Here is a 17852-nt window from a genome sequence, read left to right as displayed (position 1 = left end):
TTTTTATATGGCCCAATGGCTTATTCTGTAGGACTTCGCAGCCCCTGTGGATAATTAAATCAATGTCAGCTCCACCCCTGACTTACATTTAATTCGACTTTTTTATGATCCTTGCCCCGCGTAAGCTTGTAGTATCGTTCCCAAAACTGTCCGGAGTATTGACTTTATCAACAATAATTATAAAAAAATATTATGCGGGTAGTTCTTGTAGAATAAGGTTTAATCTAGCTCTCTCAAGCCTTCTAATTTTCAAGCAATTCGCTTAGAAAATGCCAGAGTTTTTGTTCATTGCTTAATCCCACTACACGAGATATTGCTGGTAGTATTTTACGCTTAATCTCAGAAAACCCCCATATGAAAGTAATTAAACGCCTCACAACTTCTCACTTCTGGGAATATTGTTCTGTATGCTCTGTATAATTCACCGTAATCGTCAATCGTCAACAAATTTTATCTTTACGCCGAGTTCTCCGAGCTTAAACATAGTGATAAATGGTTTACGGCACTTTATCTTTTTATTATCTCATGAAAGTGATGAAAGACTGTTACTTTATCTTTTTATAATCTCATGAAAGTGATAAGAAATCTTTACCTTAGAGTCGCCACATTTCCCTAACTAATTTCATGCAGAAGCGAACTGTAAGTAAATATAATATTTAGAGAATGTCGTGCAGCTAAGTAACTTTTCTCGTTACTATGGCTGACCCCAGGCTACGCTATCAGCTCATGTGTTTAAGGCGAAGTGTTTACAAAAATAATCAGCAATAAAACCCTATAAACTCATGTTCATGCGTACTACGGCTCTCACTCCAATAGAGATCAGGACTGCGATCGTCCGGGAACCCTTGGTGGTTTCGCCCGATACGACGGTGATGGATGCGATCGCCCAAATGAGCGGCGTGCGATCGCTCTGCAACACCCCTAGAACGGCCGATGGTCAACTTGACGACCTCCACCTAGAGGCGCGATCGAGCTGCGTGTTTGTAGTGGAAAACGAGGAATTGGTCGGCGTACTGACCGAGCGAGACGTGGTGCGGCTGATTACCCAGCAGCGTTCCTTGGAAAATTTGGCGATCCGGGAGGTGATGGCATATCCCGTCGTCACCCTCCGCGAGTCCGCCTTCACCGATATATTTTTTGCGATTAATCTGCTCCTGCAGCACCACATTCGCCATTTGCCCATCCTGGACGAACTCGATCGCCTAGTGGGCCTAGTGACTCACGGAAGTCTGCGCCAAACCTCTCGACCGATCGACCTGCTGCGGTTGCGTATGGTAGCAGAAGTGATGACCCGCGAAGTGATTTGTGCTGCGCCAGATTCTTCCCTACTGGTCATGGCTCAACTTATGGCAGAGCATCGCGTCAGTTCCGTGATGATTGTACACCCGGGCGGAATCTCTACTGAACCGCTACAAATTCCAGTGGGGATTCTCACCGAGCGGGATATTGTGCAATTTCAGACATTGGGCTTGAACCTGGAAACCTGTCTAGCTGAGGCGGTAATGAGTACGCCGATTTTTAAGGTCAAGCCAGAGGAGTCGCTCTGGACTGTGCAGCAGATCATGGAGCAGCGATCGATCCGTCGGTTGGCGGTGACAGGCGAGCTAGGAGAACTATTAGGCATCGTCACCCAGACCAGTTTGCTGCAAGCCCTCAACCCGCTGGAGCTATACAAACTGGTTCAGAAGTGGGAAGAGAAGGTGGTGCGCCTAGAGGCGGAAAAGGTAGCGCTGCTGGCAAATCGCAACCTTGAGCTCGAGCAGCAGGTGGAAGCTCGGACAGCCGCCCTCAAAGCAAAGGCCGATCGAGAGCAACTTCTCAATACCATTGCCGAACAGATCCGCTCCTCCCTGAATTTGTCAGATATTCTGCATACTACAGTGCACGAAATTCACTCGCTTCTGGGGTGCGATCGCGTCATCATTTACCAGTTTCGGCCTGACTATAGCGGCACCGTGATTGCGGAAGCTATTACCGACACGGGGCGATCGGTGCTCCATAGGGAAGCCCACGATCCTTGCATGAGCCCAGAATGGCTTGAACCCTATCGCCAGGGCAGAATTCGCGTCATCAACGACATCTACGACGAAGAAATGACCCAGTGCCATGAGGAAATGTTAGTGGGGTTTGATATTCGTGCCAAGCTGATGGTGCCGATCGTGATTGAGCAACAACTGCGCGGATTAATGATCGCCAGTTATCGAGCCACTGCACACTCTTGGACGACTGACGAGATCGAACTCCTGCGACAAGTTTCTCTACAGGTGGCGATCGCCCTTGGGCAATCCATGATCCAGCAAAAATTGCAGAATGAACTGGTAAAGCGACAGCGGATCGAAGCCACCCTGATCGAGAGCGAAGAACGCTACGCCGCCCTTGCTGCAGCCGCTCCGGTGGGGATTTTTCGCACCGCTCCGGAGGGGCTATGCACCTATGTCAACGATCGCTACTTTCAGCTCACCGGACTCACACCAGGAGCCACTATCCAACAGGGATGGCAACAAGGAGTACACCCCGACGATCGCGATTGGGTCATCGCCCAATGGAAGCAATTCATTCAAGGAGACCACTCTTTTGAACTCGAATATCGCTTTCAACGTCCCGGCGGTGGGGTAACGTGGGTTTATGGGCAGTGCGTCGCCGAACTCGATGCCAATGGACATCCGAGTGGCTATATAGGCACCATTACCGACATTAGCGATCGCAAACGAACAGAAGCCTTCCTGCAAGAGAGCGAAGAACGCTACGTCAGCCTAGTGGAAGCGGTACCAGTGGGGATTTTCCGCGCCGATGCTGTGGGCAAGTGCATCTATGTTAACGATTGGTGGTGTCTCATCAGCGGACTTACCCCAACAACCGCCATCGGGGAAGGATGGCAACAAGGGCTACACCCCGACGATCGCGATTGGGTCATCGCCGAATGGGAGCAATCTCTCCAAGAAAAGGGCTCTTTCCAACTCGAATATCGCTTTCAACATCCCGACGGTGCTGTGGTTTGGGTATATGGGCAGTCCGTTCCCGAACTGGATGCAGACGGGCAAGTTGTCGGGTATGTAGGAACTACTACAGACATTAGCGATCGCAAACTTGCCGAACAACAACTCCAGGAACTCAACCAACAGCTAGAAGCAAAAGTCGAAGAACGCACCCAAGAGCTTTGGCAAGTCAACAGCCTGCAACGCGCCATACTTGATGGTGCTGATTACTCCATCATCTCCACTGACCCAACTGGCATCATCCAGACCTTTAATGTTGGAGCCGAAAGGATGCTGGGTTACACGGCTCAAGAAATCATCGGCAAAGCCTCCCCCGCACTCTTCCACGATGCAAATGAGGTAATTGACCGGGCAGCATCACTATCTGCCGAACTAGGGCAAAATATTCCCCCCGGCTTTGAGGTTCTTGTTGCCAAAGCACGCCAAGGTATTGTCAGCGAAGAAGAGTGGAGCTATATCCGCAAAGATGGTTGTCGATTTCCTATGTCGCTATCCATCAGCACCCTCAAGGATGTCAATCAGCAAATTATCGGCTTTTTAGGCATCGCCCAAGATATTAGCGATCGCAAACGTGCAGAAGTGGAACTACAGAAAGTATCGGATCGCCTCGCCTTGTCTCTCAAATCAGGGGCGATCGGCTGTTGGGACTTCGATATTGTACAGAACACCGTCTTTTGGGATGAGCGGATGTACGAACTTTACGGTGTCACAAAACAATCTGATTCCCCTCTGCCTTACGAGATTTGGGCAAACCGGCTACATCCCGAAGACCGCACCGCCACCGAAACCTTGCTCCAGCAAGCCGTCTTAGGACAGGCAGAATTTAATACCGAATTTCGAGTGTTGCATCCCGATGGCAGCCTCCACTTTATTAAAACCTTTGGTATGGTCCTGCGAGATGCCCAAGGCAATCCCCAGAGCATGATTGGGGTCAACTTGGATATTAGCAGACGCAAACAGGCTGAACTCCAACGACAGCAGTTAATTCAAGAATTATCAGCCTTTAAACAGGCCTTGGATCAGTCTGCCATTGTGGTCATCACCGATCGCGAAGGGGTGATATCCTACGTCAACGATCGCTTCTGTTTAGTCTCTGGCTACTCCCGCGATGAACTGATCGGACACAGCCATCGCATTGTCAACTCTGGCTATCATCCCCCTGCTTTTTTCCAAGACTTGTGGCGAACCATTAACAGCAGTCTGATTTGGCGCGGTGAAATTTGCTATCGCGCAAAAAACGGTAGCCTGTACTGGGTTGCCACCACCCTCGTCCCCTTTTTGGACGAACAAGGGCGACCTTTTCAGTATCTAGCCATTGGCTTCGACATTACCGATCGCAAGTTGGCCGAAGCAACGCTTCAGCAGGAAAATACTTTCCGTCAACAAATTGTAGAAAACATGGCAGAAGGGCTGTGCGTTTTCCATCCAGTTGAGGAGTTTCCCTTTGTCCGCTTCACAGTCTGGAATCAGCAAATGCAAGAGATTACGAGTTACACCTTAGAAGAAATTAACCGTCTGGGGTGGTATCAAAGCTTGTACCCGAATGTAGAAGATCGAGAACAGGCGATCGCCAACTTTAGACAGATGCAGCCGATCGCTGTGGAAAGGGAAATCCAGCGTCAAGATGGACAGCGGCGCACTATCTCCATTTCGACCTCTGTCCTATCGTGTGATGATGGACATCTCTATTCGCTGGCCCTGATCCAAGACATTACCCATCGCCAACAGACAGAGCGAGAAAATCGCCTGTTGAAAGAACGCCTCGAATTTCTTCTGGCATCCAGTCCCGCCACGATCTATAGCTGTAAGCCCTATGGCGACTATGCAGCAACCTTCATGAGCAAAAATATTGAAGCCATTTTGGGCTACAAACCACAAGAATTTCTCTCGGAATCAGCCTTCTGGGTTAACCATATTCACCCAGAAGATGCCCCTATAGTTTTTACACATCTATCGGCTCTCTTTGAGTACGACACTCATCAGCATGAATATCGATTTTTGCATCGCGATGGTCACTACGTTTGGATACGGGATGCACTGCGCCTGGTGCGAGATGAACAAGGTCGCCCAACCGAGATTGTTGGCTATTTTGCGGATATTAGCGATGTCAAACAAACGGAAGAAACCCTAAAAAGACAACTGGCGGCAATTGAGGCGGCGATCGACGGCATTGGGATTATCCAAGGAGATACCTACCTCTATGTGAATCAAGCCCATCTAGAACTGTTTGGCTACGAACATTCTCAAGAACTGCTGGGCAAAACCTGGCAACTTTTGTATCCCCAACACGAGGTAGAACGGTTTGAGCGGGAAGTCTTGCCGATGCTGGGGCGCGATCGCCCTTGGGAGGGAGAGGCGATCGCCAAGCGCAAAGATGGTTCTACCTTTGCCGAAGGGCTATCCCTCACCCTCACAGACGATGGATTATTGATTTGTGTATGCCGGGATATCAGCGATCGCAAACAGATCGAAGCCGAATTAGCAGAGAGTGAAGCTAAATTCCGACGGCTGGTAGAAGGGGCTAATGATTTGATCTGGTCATGTGAACCCGATGGCCTACTCACTTATTTGTCACCGCAATTCAAGACGATGTTTGGCTGGGAGGAGGGTGCATGGATTGGTAAGTCGTTTATATCTCTGGTGCATCCAGAGGATCGCCCTTTGGTGGTTACTGGTTATCAGGAGAATATCAAATTCGGTAAAAAGTCAAGTGATTATGAGTTCCGACACCGCCACCGAAATGGCAATTATGTCTGGGTGAGAAGCAGCGCCACACCCGTTATAAATGCTGAAGGGGAATTGATTAGCATCCAGGGAATTTTATCGGATATCAGCGATCGCAAAGAAGCTGAACTCGCCAGGGAAAGCAGTGAAATGCGCTTCCGCCGGGTGTTTGATTCCTGTGTGAGCGGCATGATGTTTGCCGATTTTCAGGGGAACATTACCGAGGCCAACGATCGCTTCTTACAGATGGTTGGCTACACTAGGGAGGAACTAAATGCTGGGATGATTCATTGGGATGCCATGACCCCCCCCGAATATCTCCCCGCTGATTTTATAGCGCTCGATCGCCTGAGACTGGAAGGCGAGATCGAGTCCTTGGAAAAGGAATACTACCGTAAGGATGGCAGCCGGATTGCTGTCCTGCTCGGAGCCGCACTTCTTCCAGGCTCAGAGGATCAAACTATTTGTGTATTAGTAGACATCACCGATCGCAAACAGGCCCAGAAGGCTTTGCAGGAATCTCAGCAGTTTCTGCAAACGGTACTCGATACCATCCCGCTCGCCGTGTTTTGGAAGAATAGAGAGTCTGTTTTTTTAGGATGCAATCAGAAGTTTGCCAAAACTCTAAGCTTGCCATCTACGACCGAAATTATAGGTAAAACAGATTTAGATATTTGCCCGAAAAAAGTCGAGGTGAGCAGCTATTGTGCGATGGATCGGTGGTTAGTAGAAACGGGTGAATCTATATTAGGGATCGAAGAAACGCTAACCCTACCCAATGGTAAAGCACTATTTATCGAAACCCACAAGGCTCCCCTGCGAGACTGCTCAGATAATGTTATTGGTCTGGTAGGCACGTTTCAGGATATCACCGATCGCAAAGAAGCCGAAGAGAAAGTGCGACAACGAACAGACCTGGAACGTTTGCTGGGAGCGATTACTAAACGGATGCGATCGTCTCTGCATCTCGACGAGATTCTCAATAGCACTGTTGAGGAAATCCATCAGGTCTTGCAACCAGACCGAACGCTGGTTTATCGAGTTTTTCCTGAAGGGACGGGGGCTGCCATTGCTGAATCTGTTTCGCCAAATAGGCTTAAGCTCCTGGATATCCTCTTCCCAGAAGAGGTTTTCCCCGAAGAGAACTACCAGCGCTATCTCCAAGGAAGAGTTTATGCCCTCAACGATAGCGAAGATGAAAACGAGTCAATCGTACCCTGCTTGGCTGAATTCCTCGCAGACATCGAGGTCAGAGCCAAACTCGTAGTTCCAATTATTCAGAATCAAACCCTCTGGGGGTTGCTGATTGTTCATCAATGCGATCGTCCGCGCCAGTGGGAAGACTGGGAAATCAATTTACTTAAACAAATTGCTAACCAATTAGCGATCGCAATTCAGCAATCTTACCTCTACGAACAGGTACAATCAGAACTGGCTATCCGCAAGCAAACAGAAAACGCGATCGCTTTACAACTGAAACGGCAGCGAACTTTGGGAGCGATAGCACAGCAAATTCGCGAATCGTTGGATATTAACCAAATTTTGGCGACTGTGATACCACAAGTCAAAGAAATCTTGCAAGGCGATCGGATCATCGTGTTCCGGCTATTTGGCGATGGCAGAAGTCAAATTGTTGAAGAAGCTGTGTCTAGCGAGTTCCCCGCGCTCAAAGGCCATCACTGGGAGGGCGAACAGTGGTCTCCAGAAATCCTCAACCGGTACTGGCAGGGTAAGCCCCGCATCGTCCCCGATGTAATGACGGATATCTGGACTGATTGCTTGGTGGAATACGCAACCGCTGGTCAAGTCCAGTCCAAAATGGTTGCACCTATCCTGCAAGAAGTCCGAAGCAGCGAAAGCCATAGATGGGTTGCCCCTGGGCAAACCAATAAGCTCTGGGGGGTGTTAGTCGTCCATGCCTGTCGAGAAAAACGAGTATGGCAAGAGTCTGAAGCGCAACTCCTGCAACAAATTGCCAACCAGTTGGCGATCGCAATTCAACAAGCTAGCCTATTTAAGCAGTTGCAGCAAGAACTCACAGAACGACAACAAGCCCAGCAGCAACTCACCGAGCGCAACCAACAACTGGGAGCCTCTAACGAAGAACTGGCCCGTGCTACCCGTCTCAAAGACGAATTCCTTGCCAACATGAGCCACGAACTCCGCACCCCCCTCAACGCCATTCTGGGCATGAGCGAGGGGCTACAAGAGCAAGTCTTTGGCATCATCAACGAACAACAAATCAAAGCTTTACAAACCATCGAGCGGAGTAGCTCTCACTTACTAGAGTTAATCAACGACATTTTGGATGTCGCCAAAATTGAATCGGGTCAAATGGAGCTCGATTGCACCCCAGTTTCAATCAATAATCTCTGTCAATCCAGTCTGGCATTTATCAAACAACAAGCCCTGCAAAAACGCATCCAACTAGAGATTAAAGTGCAACTCAATCTGCCCGAATTATTGATTGATGAACGGCGGATGCGCCAAGTCTTGATCAACCTGCTCAATAACGCTGTCAAATTCACTCCTAACGGAGGACGCATAACCCTAGAAGTCAGCGGTCAACAGCGCCCTGCCGACCCAGGTTCTGCCGATTCCCCACCCCATTTTTTGGTCAAAGAGACTCTGCGAATTGCCGTCATCGATACAGGTATTGGTATTGCCCCAGAACATATCAACAAACTGTTTCAGCCCTTTATCCAAATCGATGGCGCCCTGAATCGTCAATATACAGGCACTGGCTTGGGGCTTGCCCTGGTGAAACGCATCGTCGAACTCCACGGCGGGCAGGTGGGGCTCACCAGCACTGTGGGTGTAGGAAGTTGCTTCACGATCGACCTTCCCTGCACTGCTTGTGCGCCATCTTCTCCTCCTGACCTCGAATCCCAGACAGAGCCCCGCATCGAACCCAGCGAGCCCGAAGGGGGAGCCTCTCCCTTAATCTTGCTGGCGGAAGATAACGAAGCCAATATCACTACGATTTCGAGCTACTTGAAAGCTAAAGGCTATCGCATTCTCTTGGCTAAGAATGGAGAAGAGGCGATCGCCCTGGCAAAGTCTGAAAACCCCAATCTAATTTTGATGGACATTCAAATGCCCGGTATGGATGGTCTAGAAGCTATGCAGCGTATTCGCAGCGATCCAAACTTAGTCGATCTGCCGATCGTTGCCCTAACTGCCTTAGCCATGACGGGCGATCGCGATCGTTGTCTTGCCGCCGGAGCCAATGATTACCTCACCAAACCCGTCAAGCTGAAGCAATTGGCAAGCACTATTCAACAACTTTTAGCTTCTAAGTAAAGATAACCCGTGAACAGACCATCCGTTTTAGTCATTGACGACGATCCCAATAATTTTGATGTAATTGAAACCCTCTTGAGCGAGCAAGACTATCAATTGCATTACGCTGCCAGCGGGCAAGAAGCGATCGCATCCCTCGACATATTTGAGGCCGATCTTATTTTGCTGGATGTGATGATGCCAGGAATAGATGGCATCGAAGTTTGTCGGCAAATCAAAGCCATGCCAAAATGGCAAGCCGTTCCCATCATTATGGTGACAGCATTAAACTCAAAATCCGACCTTGCCCATTGTCTCACGGCCGGCGCTGACGACTTCATTAGTAAACCTGTAAATGGTATTGAACTGCGTGCCCGAATTCACTCTATGCTGCGAATTAAGCACCAGTATGACGACCTGCAAAGCTTACTCAAATTGCGGGAAGATATGGTTAAAATGGTAGTCCACGATTTACGCAATCCCCTGGCTGGTATCTTGCTTGGCTTGGAACTCCTAAAAAGCATAGAGTATCCTAGAGAAAAACTACAAACTCAACTGGCTCGACTTTACTCTTCAGCACAAGCAATACAGCTATTAATTGATGATTTATTGCAAATTGCTTTACTAGAATCCGGTAAAAATCGTCTCAATTACACAGAGGTCGATTTGTCCCAACTCGTGAACTCTGCCATATCAAGCTTTGAAGCTATCGCTGCTAAAAAAAATCAGTCGCTGGTCGCTCAATTACCCGAAGAAACCAGTAGGAAAGTCTCGGTTGATGCCACCATGATACATCGAACGCTGGATAATCTCCTCTCGAATGCTATTAAGTTTTCCCCACGCAATAGTCAAGTCATAGTGAATGTAGAATTCCCCACATCGGGCAACGCCAAAATCCAGGTTATCGACTCGGGGCCGGGTGTTCCTGATACATTGCGGCACAAGATTTTTGAGAAATACGAGATTGGAAATCTGATGTCGGAGGTTTCTCAAATAGGGTTGGGTTTAGCTTTCTGCAAAATGGTAGTTGAAGCACATGGGGGTGACATTTGTGTAAGAAATAACCAACCCCAAGGAGCCATTTTTGAAATCACTTTGGCAGCCTAGCTGATGGCTATCACGTGAAGTCATAAAATTTTTTACATTGTTGAACGGGTGATTATGTCTCAATTCTCTATCTTAATTGTTGATGATGAGCCGGATAACTTTGATGTGATTGAAACCCTGTTATCAGAACAGGATTATCAATTGCATTATGCTGCCAGCGGGCAAGAAGCGATCGCATCCCTGGAGATATTTGATCCGGATCTTATTTTGCTGGATGTGATGATGCCGGGAATAGACGGCATCGAGATTTGTCGGCAAATCAAAGCCATGTCAAAATGGCAAGCCGTTCCCATCATTATGGTGACAGCATTAAGCTCAAAATCAGACCTTGCCAACTGTCTAACTGCCGGTGCTGACGACTTCATCAGTAAACCTGTAAATGCTATTGAACTGCGTGCTCGCGTGCATTCAATGCTCAGAATCAAGCAACAGTATGATAATATCCAGAACTTATACCACATCCAAGAAAATACCATCAATCTCTTGGACAGCACCCTCAATGAGTTGCGTGGCAACTTAGCTTCTACTCTATCCCACGAACTGAATACGCCCCTCAATGGCATCTTAGGCACGATCGCGTGGCTCAAGGACGAGATGGAAGACATGGAGATCGCCCAAATCCGGGAGATATTAGGCTGGGCACATGACTCTGCCCGTCGCCTAGAAACATTAACGAAAAAATTCCTGATTTATTTAGGGTTAGAACTATCGGCAAGTCAACAGCACAAGCTCGAATCTGCCCGGACTCAATTTTCAGCTTCCGCCATTGAAGCCGAGTTGAAATACCAGGCTCAGAAGGTCAACCGTAGCAACGATCTGTTGTTAACTCTTGAGGAAGCGGAGATCGCTCTATCAGAGCGATATCTATCAAGGCTGCTCTATGAATTAATTGATAATGCACTGAAATTCTCCCCACCAGAGACAACCATTCAAGTTAGTAGTCAAGTCCTAGGGGAGATGCTGCATTTATCTGTACAAGACTCGGGGCAGGGCATGACAGAAGAGCAAATTGCTAAAATTGGTGCCTTCATGCAGTTTGAGCGCAAAAAGTATGAGCAACAGGGCACCGGTATCGGCTTAAAAATTGTCCAGAAAATTGTCGAACTGGCAGGAGGAGAGTTCTCAATTACCAGTATCTATCAAAAGGAAACAACGGTACATCTCACTCTGCCGATTGTCGGCAATTAGCATGAGTTTTTATATCAAATCCGTTAGCATCGGAATAGTAAATTCGAGTTCACTGTTGACTGTTGACTGGTGACTGTTGACTGTTCACGGCGTCAACAGTCAACATCATAAGGAGTGTAACGGGAAATGATATTATATCAAGTCCGGTGGCATCGTTAGGGAAAATGAGAAGGAATAAATTTGGTTTGCATGGGAGTGGCAACACATCAAAAAAGATGAACGAGCAGGGCAAATATTTGACTCCGAATTAGAGCTTGCTTCTGGGGTAATTCATGGGGTAGAAGGTAAAGAAAAAACCGTACACAACCTTACACAACCTATTAAATTTAACTCGATTCACCCTACTTAATCTTTTGTTACATACTGGCGAATTTTCCCACCGACTTACTTAGTTCTCGTGCAAGCTACAATTGCAGGCTCGGGCGCGATCGCACTCCATCTGCACCCGCTACCGCTAAAACCCCGCAAATCGCGCCCGCAGTGCGACAGAATCGGGATTTGCGGGTTCGCGCAGTACGATCGGGCGCTTCGCCATTTTAGATTTTAGATTTGCAATGACTGATGACGATCGGCGTAATGTAAAAATCAAAGCATAACCCTTTTATTTGCCACTCCCCTCATGCCTTTGCCGCGCCTGTTAACCTTAATTGCTGCTTTCTGCCTCGCCCTGGGGCTGATTATTGGGCTGGTGAGTTCCTTAACAGGGCTTTACAGTCAAGTTGCGTGGTCTGCTTCTCCGCTGCTGGCTAATTTGCTGATTTTCCTGATAATTGTACTTTTGGGAACCCTAATTTTTGCGCTGGTTTACTATTTTAGGCTGCTGCAACGCCCTCAGAAAGTTAAGGGAAAACGGCCGATTACTCCGAAGGTTCCTGTTGTAAAAAGTGAAGCAGCTTCGGAAAATCTTAAAGCAATCAGGCAACAAGTCGATCGCATTCAAGATGAAGTAGCGCGGCAAGCTTTGCTGTTGAGAGCCCGCGAAATTGAAGCTAGCATGGCTAGGGGCAGCGTTCGAGTAGTTGTTTTCGGCACCGGTTCTGCGGGCAAAACTTCCGCTGTGAATGCGCTGGTGGGGCGGATGGCGGGACAGGTGGGCGCGCCGATGGGAACTACCGAAGTTGGGGAAACTTACACTCTGAAATTGAAAGGAATCGATCGAGAATTAGCAATTACCGATACCCCAGGCATCTTGGAAGCGGGAGTTGCGGGGACTTACAGAGAGGAATTGGCGAGGCAGTTGGCGGCGAGGGCAGATTTGATCTTATTTGTTTTGGACGGCGATTTGCGAAAATCCGAGTACGAACCGCTGCGGACTTTGGCGGAAATTGGCAAAAGGTCGATCGTGGTTTTTAATAAAGTTGACCTTTATCCCGACACCGACAGAGATGAAATTCTCGATCGGCTGCGGCAGCGAGTCAAAGGTTTTGTATCAGCAATGGATGTAGTCGCTATTAGCGCCAATCCGCAAAAAGTTGTACTAGAAGACGGCACAATTTTTCAGCCCGACCCGGATATTATGCCATTAATTCGGCGCGTCGCTGCGATTTTGCGAGCTGAAGGCGAAGACTTAATTGCGGACAATATTTTGCTGCAATCTCAGCACTTGGGAGACCAAGCGCGCAAGTTAATTGATGCTCAAAGAAGGCGGCAAGCTGATAAGGCAGTAGAGCGATTTCAGTGGATCGGAGCCGGAGTAATTGCTGTCACGCCTTTGCCAGTTGTGGATTTGTTAGCGACAGCAGCAGTTAACGCTCAAATGGTAGTAGAAATTGCCAAGATTTACGGCTGCGAGTTAAATATCGATCGCGCGAAAGAATTGGCATTGTCTTTAGCAAAAACCCTAGCAAGTTTGGGAATAGTTGAAGGCGTAATTCAAGTAGTGTCAAGGGCGCTGCAGTTGAGCGTAGCCGGGTTTGTACTGGGCAAAGCAATTCAAGCCGTCAGTGCGGCTTATTTAACCAGAATTGCGGGTAAAAGTTTTATTGAATATTTCCGCCACGACCAAGATTGGGGCGACGGCGGCATCGCCGAAGTTGTGCAAAGGCAGTTTCAGTTAAATAGAAAAGACGAGTTTGTCAAAGCATTTGTCAAAGATGCGATCGCCCGCGTTGTCGAACCTCTGAATATTTATCAGCAGGAATCGGAACCCGAATTAGAAATGTCCGCCGAATTGGAATCAGAAATAGAACCAGAACCTTTGTATCAGCAGCCGCAACAAGACGACTGGGAAACTTACAGCAACAAACGCAACGATGAGTGGTAATTGGGAATTGGGCATTGGGAACGGGGAATTGGGCATTGGGCATTGTCAACTGACAACTCACAACTGACTAATAACTAATTTCGCCCTACCAACAAATAAACCATCATTTCTCCTTTACCTTTAATCTCAACAGCACCGCGCCTTTTAAACAAAAATTTATCTTTTAAACGATCGTAAACCGCAGGAGTCACCTGAATTTCCCCCGCAATACCGTTTGATTCCATCCGCTGAGCAACATTTACTGTGTCCCCCCACAAATCGTAACTAAATTTAGTTAAACCAATGACTCCTGCCACCACCCCACCAATATTTATTCCAATGCGGAGACTAAAGTTGTGATTGTTTTCGACATTGAAGCTAGCGACAGCAGCCTGCATATCCAGTGCCATTTGGGCGATCGCAAAAGCGTGATTTTCCTGGGGTTCGGGCAAACCACCCACTACCATGTAAGCGTCACCCATAGTTTTGATTTTCTCCAAACCGTGCCGTAACGACAACTCGTCAAATTGACTAAAAATTTGATTCAGAACTTTCACTGTTTCTGCCGCGCTTGTTTGAGATGCAAAATTCGTAAATCCCACCAAATCGGCGAATAAAACGCTGACATCCGAAAAGCTGTCAGCAATTATGCTTTGTCTCTCCTGCAAGCACTTTGCAATCGGTTTCGGCAAAATATTTAATAGCAATTCTTCAATTTTTTCTTTCTGAGACTTGGTTGTTTCCAACAGCAACCGCGTTTCCATTTCAGCCTGTTCCCGAGAGGCGATTTCCTGCTGCAACATCAGATTCTTATCCCTCAGTTGCAACTCTAGTTCCCGCAGCCGCAACTGATTTTCTACCCTAGCTACCACCTCTACAGGTTGAAAAGGTTTAGTAATGTAGTCCGCCCCGCCAGAATTAAAGGCTTTCACCTTCTCAGAAGCTTCTAGCACAGCACTCAGAAAAATAATGGGAATGCCACGAGTGCTAGCGCTCGCTTTCAAGCGACTGCAAACTTCATAGCCATCCATATCGGGCATCATAATATCCAGCAAAATCAAGTCAGGCTGAGCCAAATCCACAGAATCGAGTCCCAGTTGACCGCTCGATGCAGCTTCTACTTTATAGCCTTTCCTCGATAAGATCAGCTCCAGTAACAATAAATTGTTAAGACTGTCGTCCACAATTAAAATACTGCCCCTTAATTTTTCTGAAGATGGTTGATTCATCGGCTTGCTACGGGCTTAGGTAAACTTAAAATTTGTTTGAATTTATAAATTACGCACGGGTGCGTCCCAACCTATTTTTTTCCCCGGAAAGACGCATTGCCGAAGGCTAGCAAGAGGAAAAAAACAGGTTTATGAGGGCCTGATTGCCTCCTGAACTCAAATTTATTATACTAATTTTTCAAAACAGCGAAAGCTGGGGCTAAAACTTCATATTGCGCGTAAATTTAATCGACCTTCGCGTCGATTGAGTGATGGGCAAGTTGATGCACTGCTTGTTGCCGGTTTTGAAACCACAAATATCATACGAACTCCACCTCTGCTGCAATTTGCACTACGAAACAGACTAGCGAGACACTTTGCAGAGATAATTTTTCCGAAATTGTGACAATAGCTGGATTCAAAAGTACGCTCGACATCTTGGGGGGTTGATAAATTGGCGTGATTTTTTAATCAGATGCTCCCTGAGTCTGCGGTGCCGCATTATATTAAGAAATATAACAATAATTTTACACGTGGGGAAGACTCCGGGGGGATAAAGTCAAACCGAGCGATCGGATCGAACACAATTTTGATACTATTTAAGATTGACAACAAAATTTGCTATTGTGCGTCCGGGTAAAAACAATGAGCGATCGACCAATTATTCTCGGTATTGTCGGAGACAGCGCAGCGGGCAAAACCACCCTGACGCGGGGAATTGCCCAAGTATTGGGGCCAGAAAATGTTACTGTGATTTGCACTGACGACTATCATCGCTACGACAGAAAGCAGCGGGCCGAAATCGGAATCACAGCATTGCATCCCGACTGCAATTACCTCGACATCATGCAGCAGCACCTCAGCCTGCTGCGTACCGGACAAGCAATTCTCAAACCCATCTACAACCACACGACAGGTACATTCGACCCGCCGGAATATATCAAGCCCAGCAAATTTGTAATAGTTGAAGGTTTGCTGGGTTACGCAACTCGAACAATCCGCGATTCTTACGACGTAAAAGTGTATCTGGCTCCTCCCGAAGAGTTGCGAACTCAGTGGAAAGTTAAGCGCGATATTATGAAGCGCGGCTATACTGAAGAACAGGTGCTTGCAGAAATAAAAAAACGGGAACCGGACTCTGAAGACTTCATTCGCCCTCAGCGCAAATCGGCCGACGTTGTAGTTAGTTTTTACCCGCCAGAAGCGGACAATGAATCGAATTTGAGCGTCCGTTTAGTTCTCAGGCCGACAATTCCTCACCCTGATTTTACTGAAATTTTAGGTCGAGGCAGCGAGAGCTTTAAACCTGCAATTCGCTTGGGACTCGATCGGGATATGGGCAAACCTGTTGACGTTTTGGAAGTAGACTCGCACGCTACCAGCGATCAAGTAAACGAACTGGAAATGCTCTTGTGCAGCGAGTTGCCACACCTGCGGGGATTTTGCACCGCCCAAGGCAACCCGGAAATTGGCAAACTGATCGGCACCACTGGTGAAGTTTTGCAAAGTTATCCGCTAGCTTTGACGCAGTTGCTAGTTGCCTATCACATGATGAAAGCAATTCATGTTTATTAGTTAGTTGTTAGTTGTTAGTTGGCAGTTGTTGGTTGTTAGTTGTTAGTTGCTATTGCAATGATTAATAACCAATAACCAATAACCAATAACTAATGTACTCGCAAAGTCGGGTTAGCCGTGCCTAATTGCTGAAGTGGCATGGAGACTGGCAACTGACTTTGAGGTGCGGGCAGCATTTCGCCTCGGAAGTCGAGGAGGGTGACGAGCAGCAGGTAGGCAACTGCTAAAATTATAGAAATCACCCCAGTGATAATAGCAATAATTTTTGAACGATCCATATTCTGCCAATTTTAAGTACAGCTAATATTAGTTTAACATTAAAAACAGCAATTATTACTTAACTTATGCAATAGAATATAATCAGGTGCTAGTTATTTCTCTGACAAAAATGGAACCTCTTATAGATGCGCCAACTTTCACCGAGATGCCCGGAGCTACCCCAGTGGTGGAAACATTTAATCTGGGGAAGTTCTACCGTACCGGCTTCTGGATGAATGAAAAAATTGAATCGCTCAAAAATTGCACTCTGACTGTCTCTGAGGGCGAAACTTTCGGGTTGTTAGGGCAAAATGGAGCGGGGAAAACTACGCTGTTGAAAACTTTGCTGGGTATAGTGCGCCCCACTTCTGGGCGGGCGCTGCTGTTGGGGAAGCCTTTGGGCGATCGCACCGTGAAGCAGCGAGTCGGCTATTTGCCAGAAAATCCCTATTTTTACGATTATCTCACCGGCTGGGAATTCTTGCAATTTGCGGCGGGCTTGTTTGAAATTCCCCCCTCAATTCAGCGACAGCGAATTCCGAATTTGCTAGACTTAGTTGGGCTATCTAAATCGGCGGCAATTAAAAAACAGTTGCGCCAGTATTCTAAGGGAATGCTGCAACGGATCGGCATGGCTCAAGCTTTGATTAACAATCCAGATGTGGTATTTTTGGATGAGCCGATGTCGGGTTTAGATCCGATGGGACGCTATCAGATGCGGGAGATAATTTTATCGCTGAAAAATCAAGGAAAAACAATTTTTTTTAATTCTCATATATTGTCAGATGTGGAGAAGATTTGCGATCGAGTGGCTATTTTGGCGAAGGGTGAGTTAATCTGCATTGGTGCGATCGACGAACTATTGGGTAATACTGAAACTTACCGGGTTGAAGGTAGGGGCGGCCACTTGAATATCCTGAAAAAATGGATACCGGATATGGAAGTGGATAATGATTTGTGGTACGGTCATTTGCAGGGCGATCCGAAGGAGTTTCTTTCTAGTCTGAGCGGTACGGGAGGGCAGCTAATTGGGATGAATTTGGCTAAGCCTAGTTTGGAAGAGTTTTTTATGCAGCAACTGCAAGAAAGAGGGATTTATTCTAGTGGTTGAAGTCCATACATCAAGTTGATTGTGGGGAGTAGGGGTTGGGCATCTTGCCCGCCCTGACTAATAATAAGAAAAGGGGCAAGATGCCAGGGTAAACGCATCTTAACTTTAACCCAAAATATGCTACACTTATATGAATAATTTTCTCTGTAGTTTTTTGTAGT

The 17852-nt window shown here is 47.3% G+C and carries 8 protein-coding genes; 6 read left to right on the top strand and 2 right to left on the bottom strand.

Translation table 11 applies throughout. From position 1 onward, the window contains the following. Nucleotides 1-782: 782 nt before the first annotated feature. The 4 genes from QUB33_RS10050 (at nucleotide 783) to QUB33_RS10035 (ending at nucleotide 13560) form a co-directional block, all read left to right on the top strand. The gene (locus QUB33_RS10050; protein ID WP_333349950.1) at nucleotides 783-9023 is read left to right on the top strand and encodes a PAS domain S-box protein; all 8241 of its coding nucleotides are present in this window, start codon (nucleotides 783-785) and stop codon (nucleotides 9021-9023) included. A gap of 9 nt (nucleotides 9024-9032) precedes the next feature. Beyond that, the gene (locus QUB33_RS10045) at nucleotides 9033-10109 is read left to right on the top strand and encodes a hybrid sensor histidine kinase/response regulator (RefSeq protein WP_333349948.1); all 1077 of its coding nucleotides are present in this window, start codon (nucleotides 9033-9035) and stop codon (nucleotides 10107-10109) included. Between the two features lie 54 nt (nucleotides 10110-10163). Next, a complete protein-coding gene (locus tag QUB33_RS10040; RefSeq protein ID WP_333349946.1) occupies nucleotides 10164-11297 on the top strand; it encodes a hybrid sensor histidine kinase/response regulator in 1134 nt (377 codons plus the stop codon). 619 nt (nucleotides 11298-11916) lie between these two features. Then, nucleotides 11917-13560 carry a GTP-binding protein gene (locus QUB33_RS10035; RefSeq protein ID WP_333349944.1) on the top strand — a complete coding sequence of 548 codons (1644 nt, stop codon included), beginning with the start codon at nucleotides 11917-11919 and terminating at the stop codon, nucleotides 13558-13560. Between the two features lie 74 nt (nucleotides 13561-13634). Here the strand turns inward: QUB33_RS10035 and QUB33_RS10030 are convergent, their stop codons facing one another. Next, entirely contained in the window at nucleotides 13635-14768 is a 1134-nt protein-coding gene (locus QUB33_RS10030) for an adenylate/guanylate cyclase domain-containing protein (protein WP_333349942.1), read from the bottom strand. 624 nt (nucleotides 14769-15392) lie between these two features. Here QUB33_RS10030 and QUB33_RS10025 point away from each other — a divergent pair. Further along, on the top strand, nucleotides 15393-16322 hold the full coding sequence (locus QUB33_RS10025; RefSeq protein ID WP_039887089.1) for a phosphoribulokinase: 930 nt from the start codon (nucleotides 15393-15395) through the stop codon (nucleotides 16320-16322). Between the two features lie 89 nt (nucleotides 16323-16411). Here the strand turns inward: QUB33_RS10025 and QUB33_RS10020 are convergent, their stop codons facing one another. Further along, on the bottom strand, nucleotides 16412-16600 hold the full coding sequence (locus tag QUB33_RS10020) for a hypothetical protein (protein ID WP_333283429.1): 189 nt from the start codon (nucleotides 16598-16600) through the stop codon (nucleotides 16412-16414). Nucleotides 16601-16710: 110 nt separating this feature from the next. Between QUB33_RS10020 and QUB33_RS10015 the strand changes: the two genes are divergently transcribed. Next, the gene (locus QUB33_RS10015; protein WP_333349938.1) at nucleotides 16711-17691 is read left to right on the top strand and encodes an ABC transporter ATP-binding protein; all 981 of its coding nucleotides are present in this window, start codon (nucleotides 16711-16713) and stop codon (nucleotides 17689-17691) included. Nucleotides 17692-17852 lie beyond the last annotated feature (161 nt).

Source organism: Microcoleus sp. B3-A4, assembly GCF_036705385.1.
Lineage (GTDB): Bacteria > Cyanobacteriota > Cyanobacteriia > Cyanobacteriales > Microcoleaceae > Microcoleus.
Note: the sequence above shows the minus strand (reverse complement) of the source record. Positions and strands in the feature narration are given on the sequence as shown.

What these genes read in the sequence shown, in the direction of transcription:
- QUB33_RS10050 (WP_333349950.1), top strand. Translation starts at nt 783, where the DNA reads ATGTTCATGCGTACTACGGCTCTCACTCCAATAGAGATCAGGACTGCG.
- QUB33_RS10040 (WP_333349946.1), top strand. Translation starts at nt 10,164, where the DNA reads ATGTCTCAATTCTCTATCTTAATTGTTGATGATGAGCCGGATAACTTT.
- QUB33_RS10035 (WP_333349944.1), top strand. Translation starts at nt 11,917, where the DNA reads ATGCCTTTGCCGCGCCTGTTAACCTTAATTGCTGCTTTCTGCCTCGCC.
- QUB33_RS10030 (WP_333349942.1), bottom strand. Translation starts at nt 14,768, where the DNA reads ATGAATCAACCATCTTCAGAAAAATTAAGGGGCAGTATTTTAATTGTG.
- QUB33_RS10025 (WP_039887089.1), top strand. Translation starts at nt 15,393, where the DNA reads ATGAGCGATCGACCAATTATTCTCGGTATTGTCGGAGACAGCGCAGCG.
- QUB33_RS10020 (WP_333283429.1), bottom strand. Translation starts at nt 16,600, where the DNA reads ATGGATCGTTCAAAAATTATTGCTATTATCACTGGGGTGATTTCTATA.
- QUB33_RS10015 (WP_333349938.1), top strand. Translation starts at nt 16,711, where the DNA reads ATGGAACCTCTTATAGATGCGCCAACTTTCACCGAGATGCCCGGAGCT.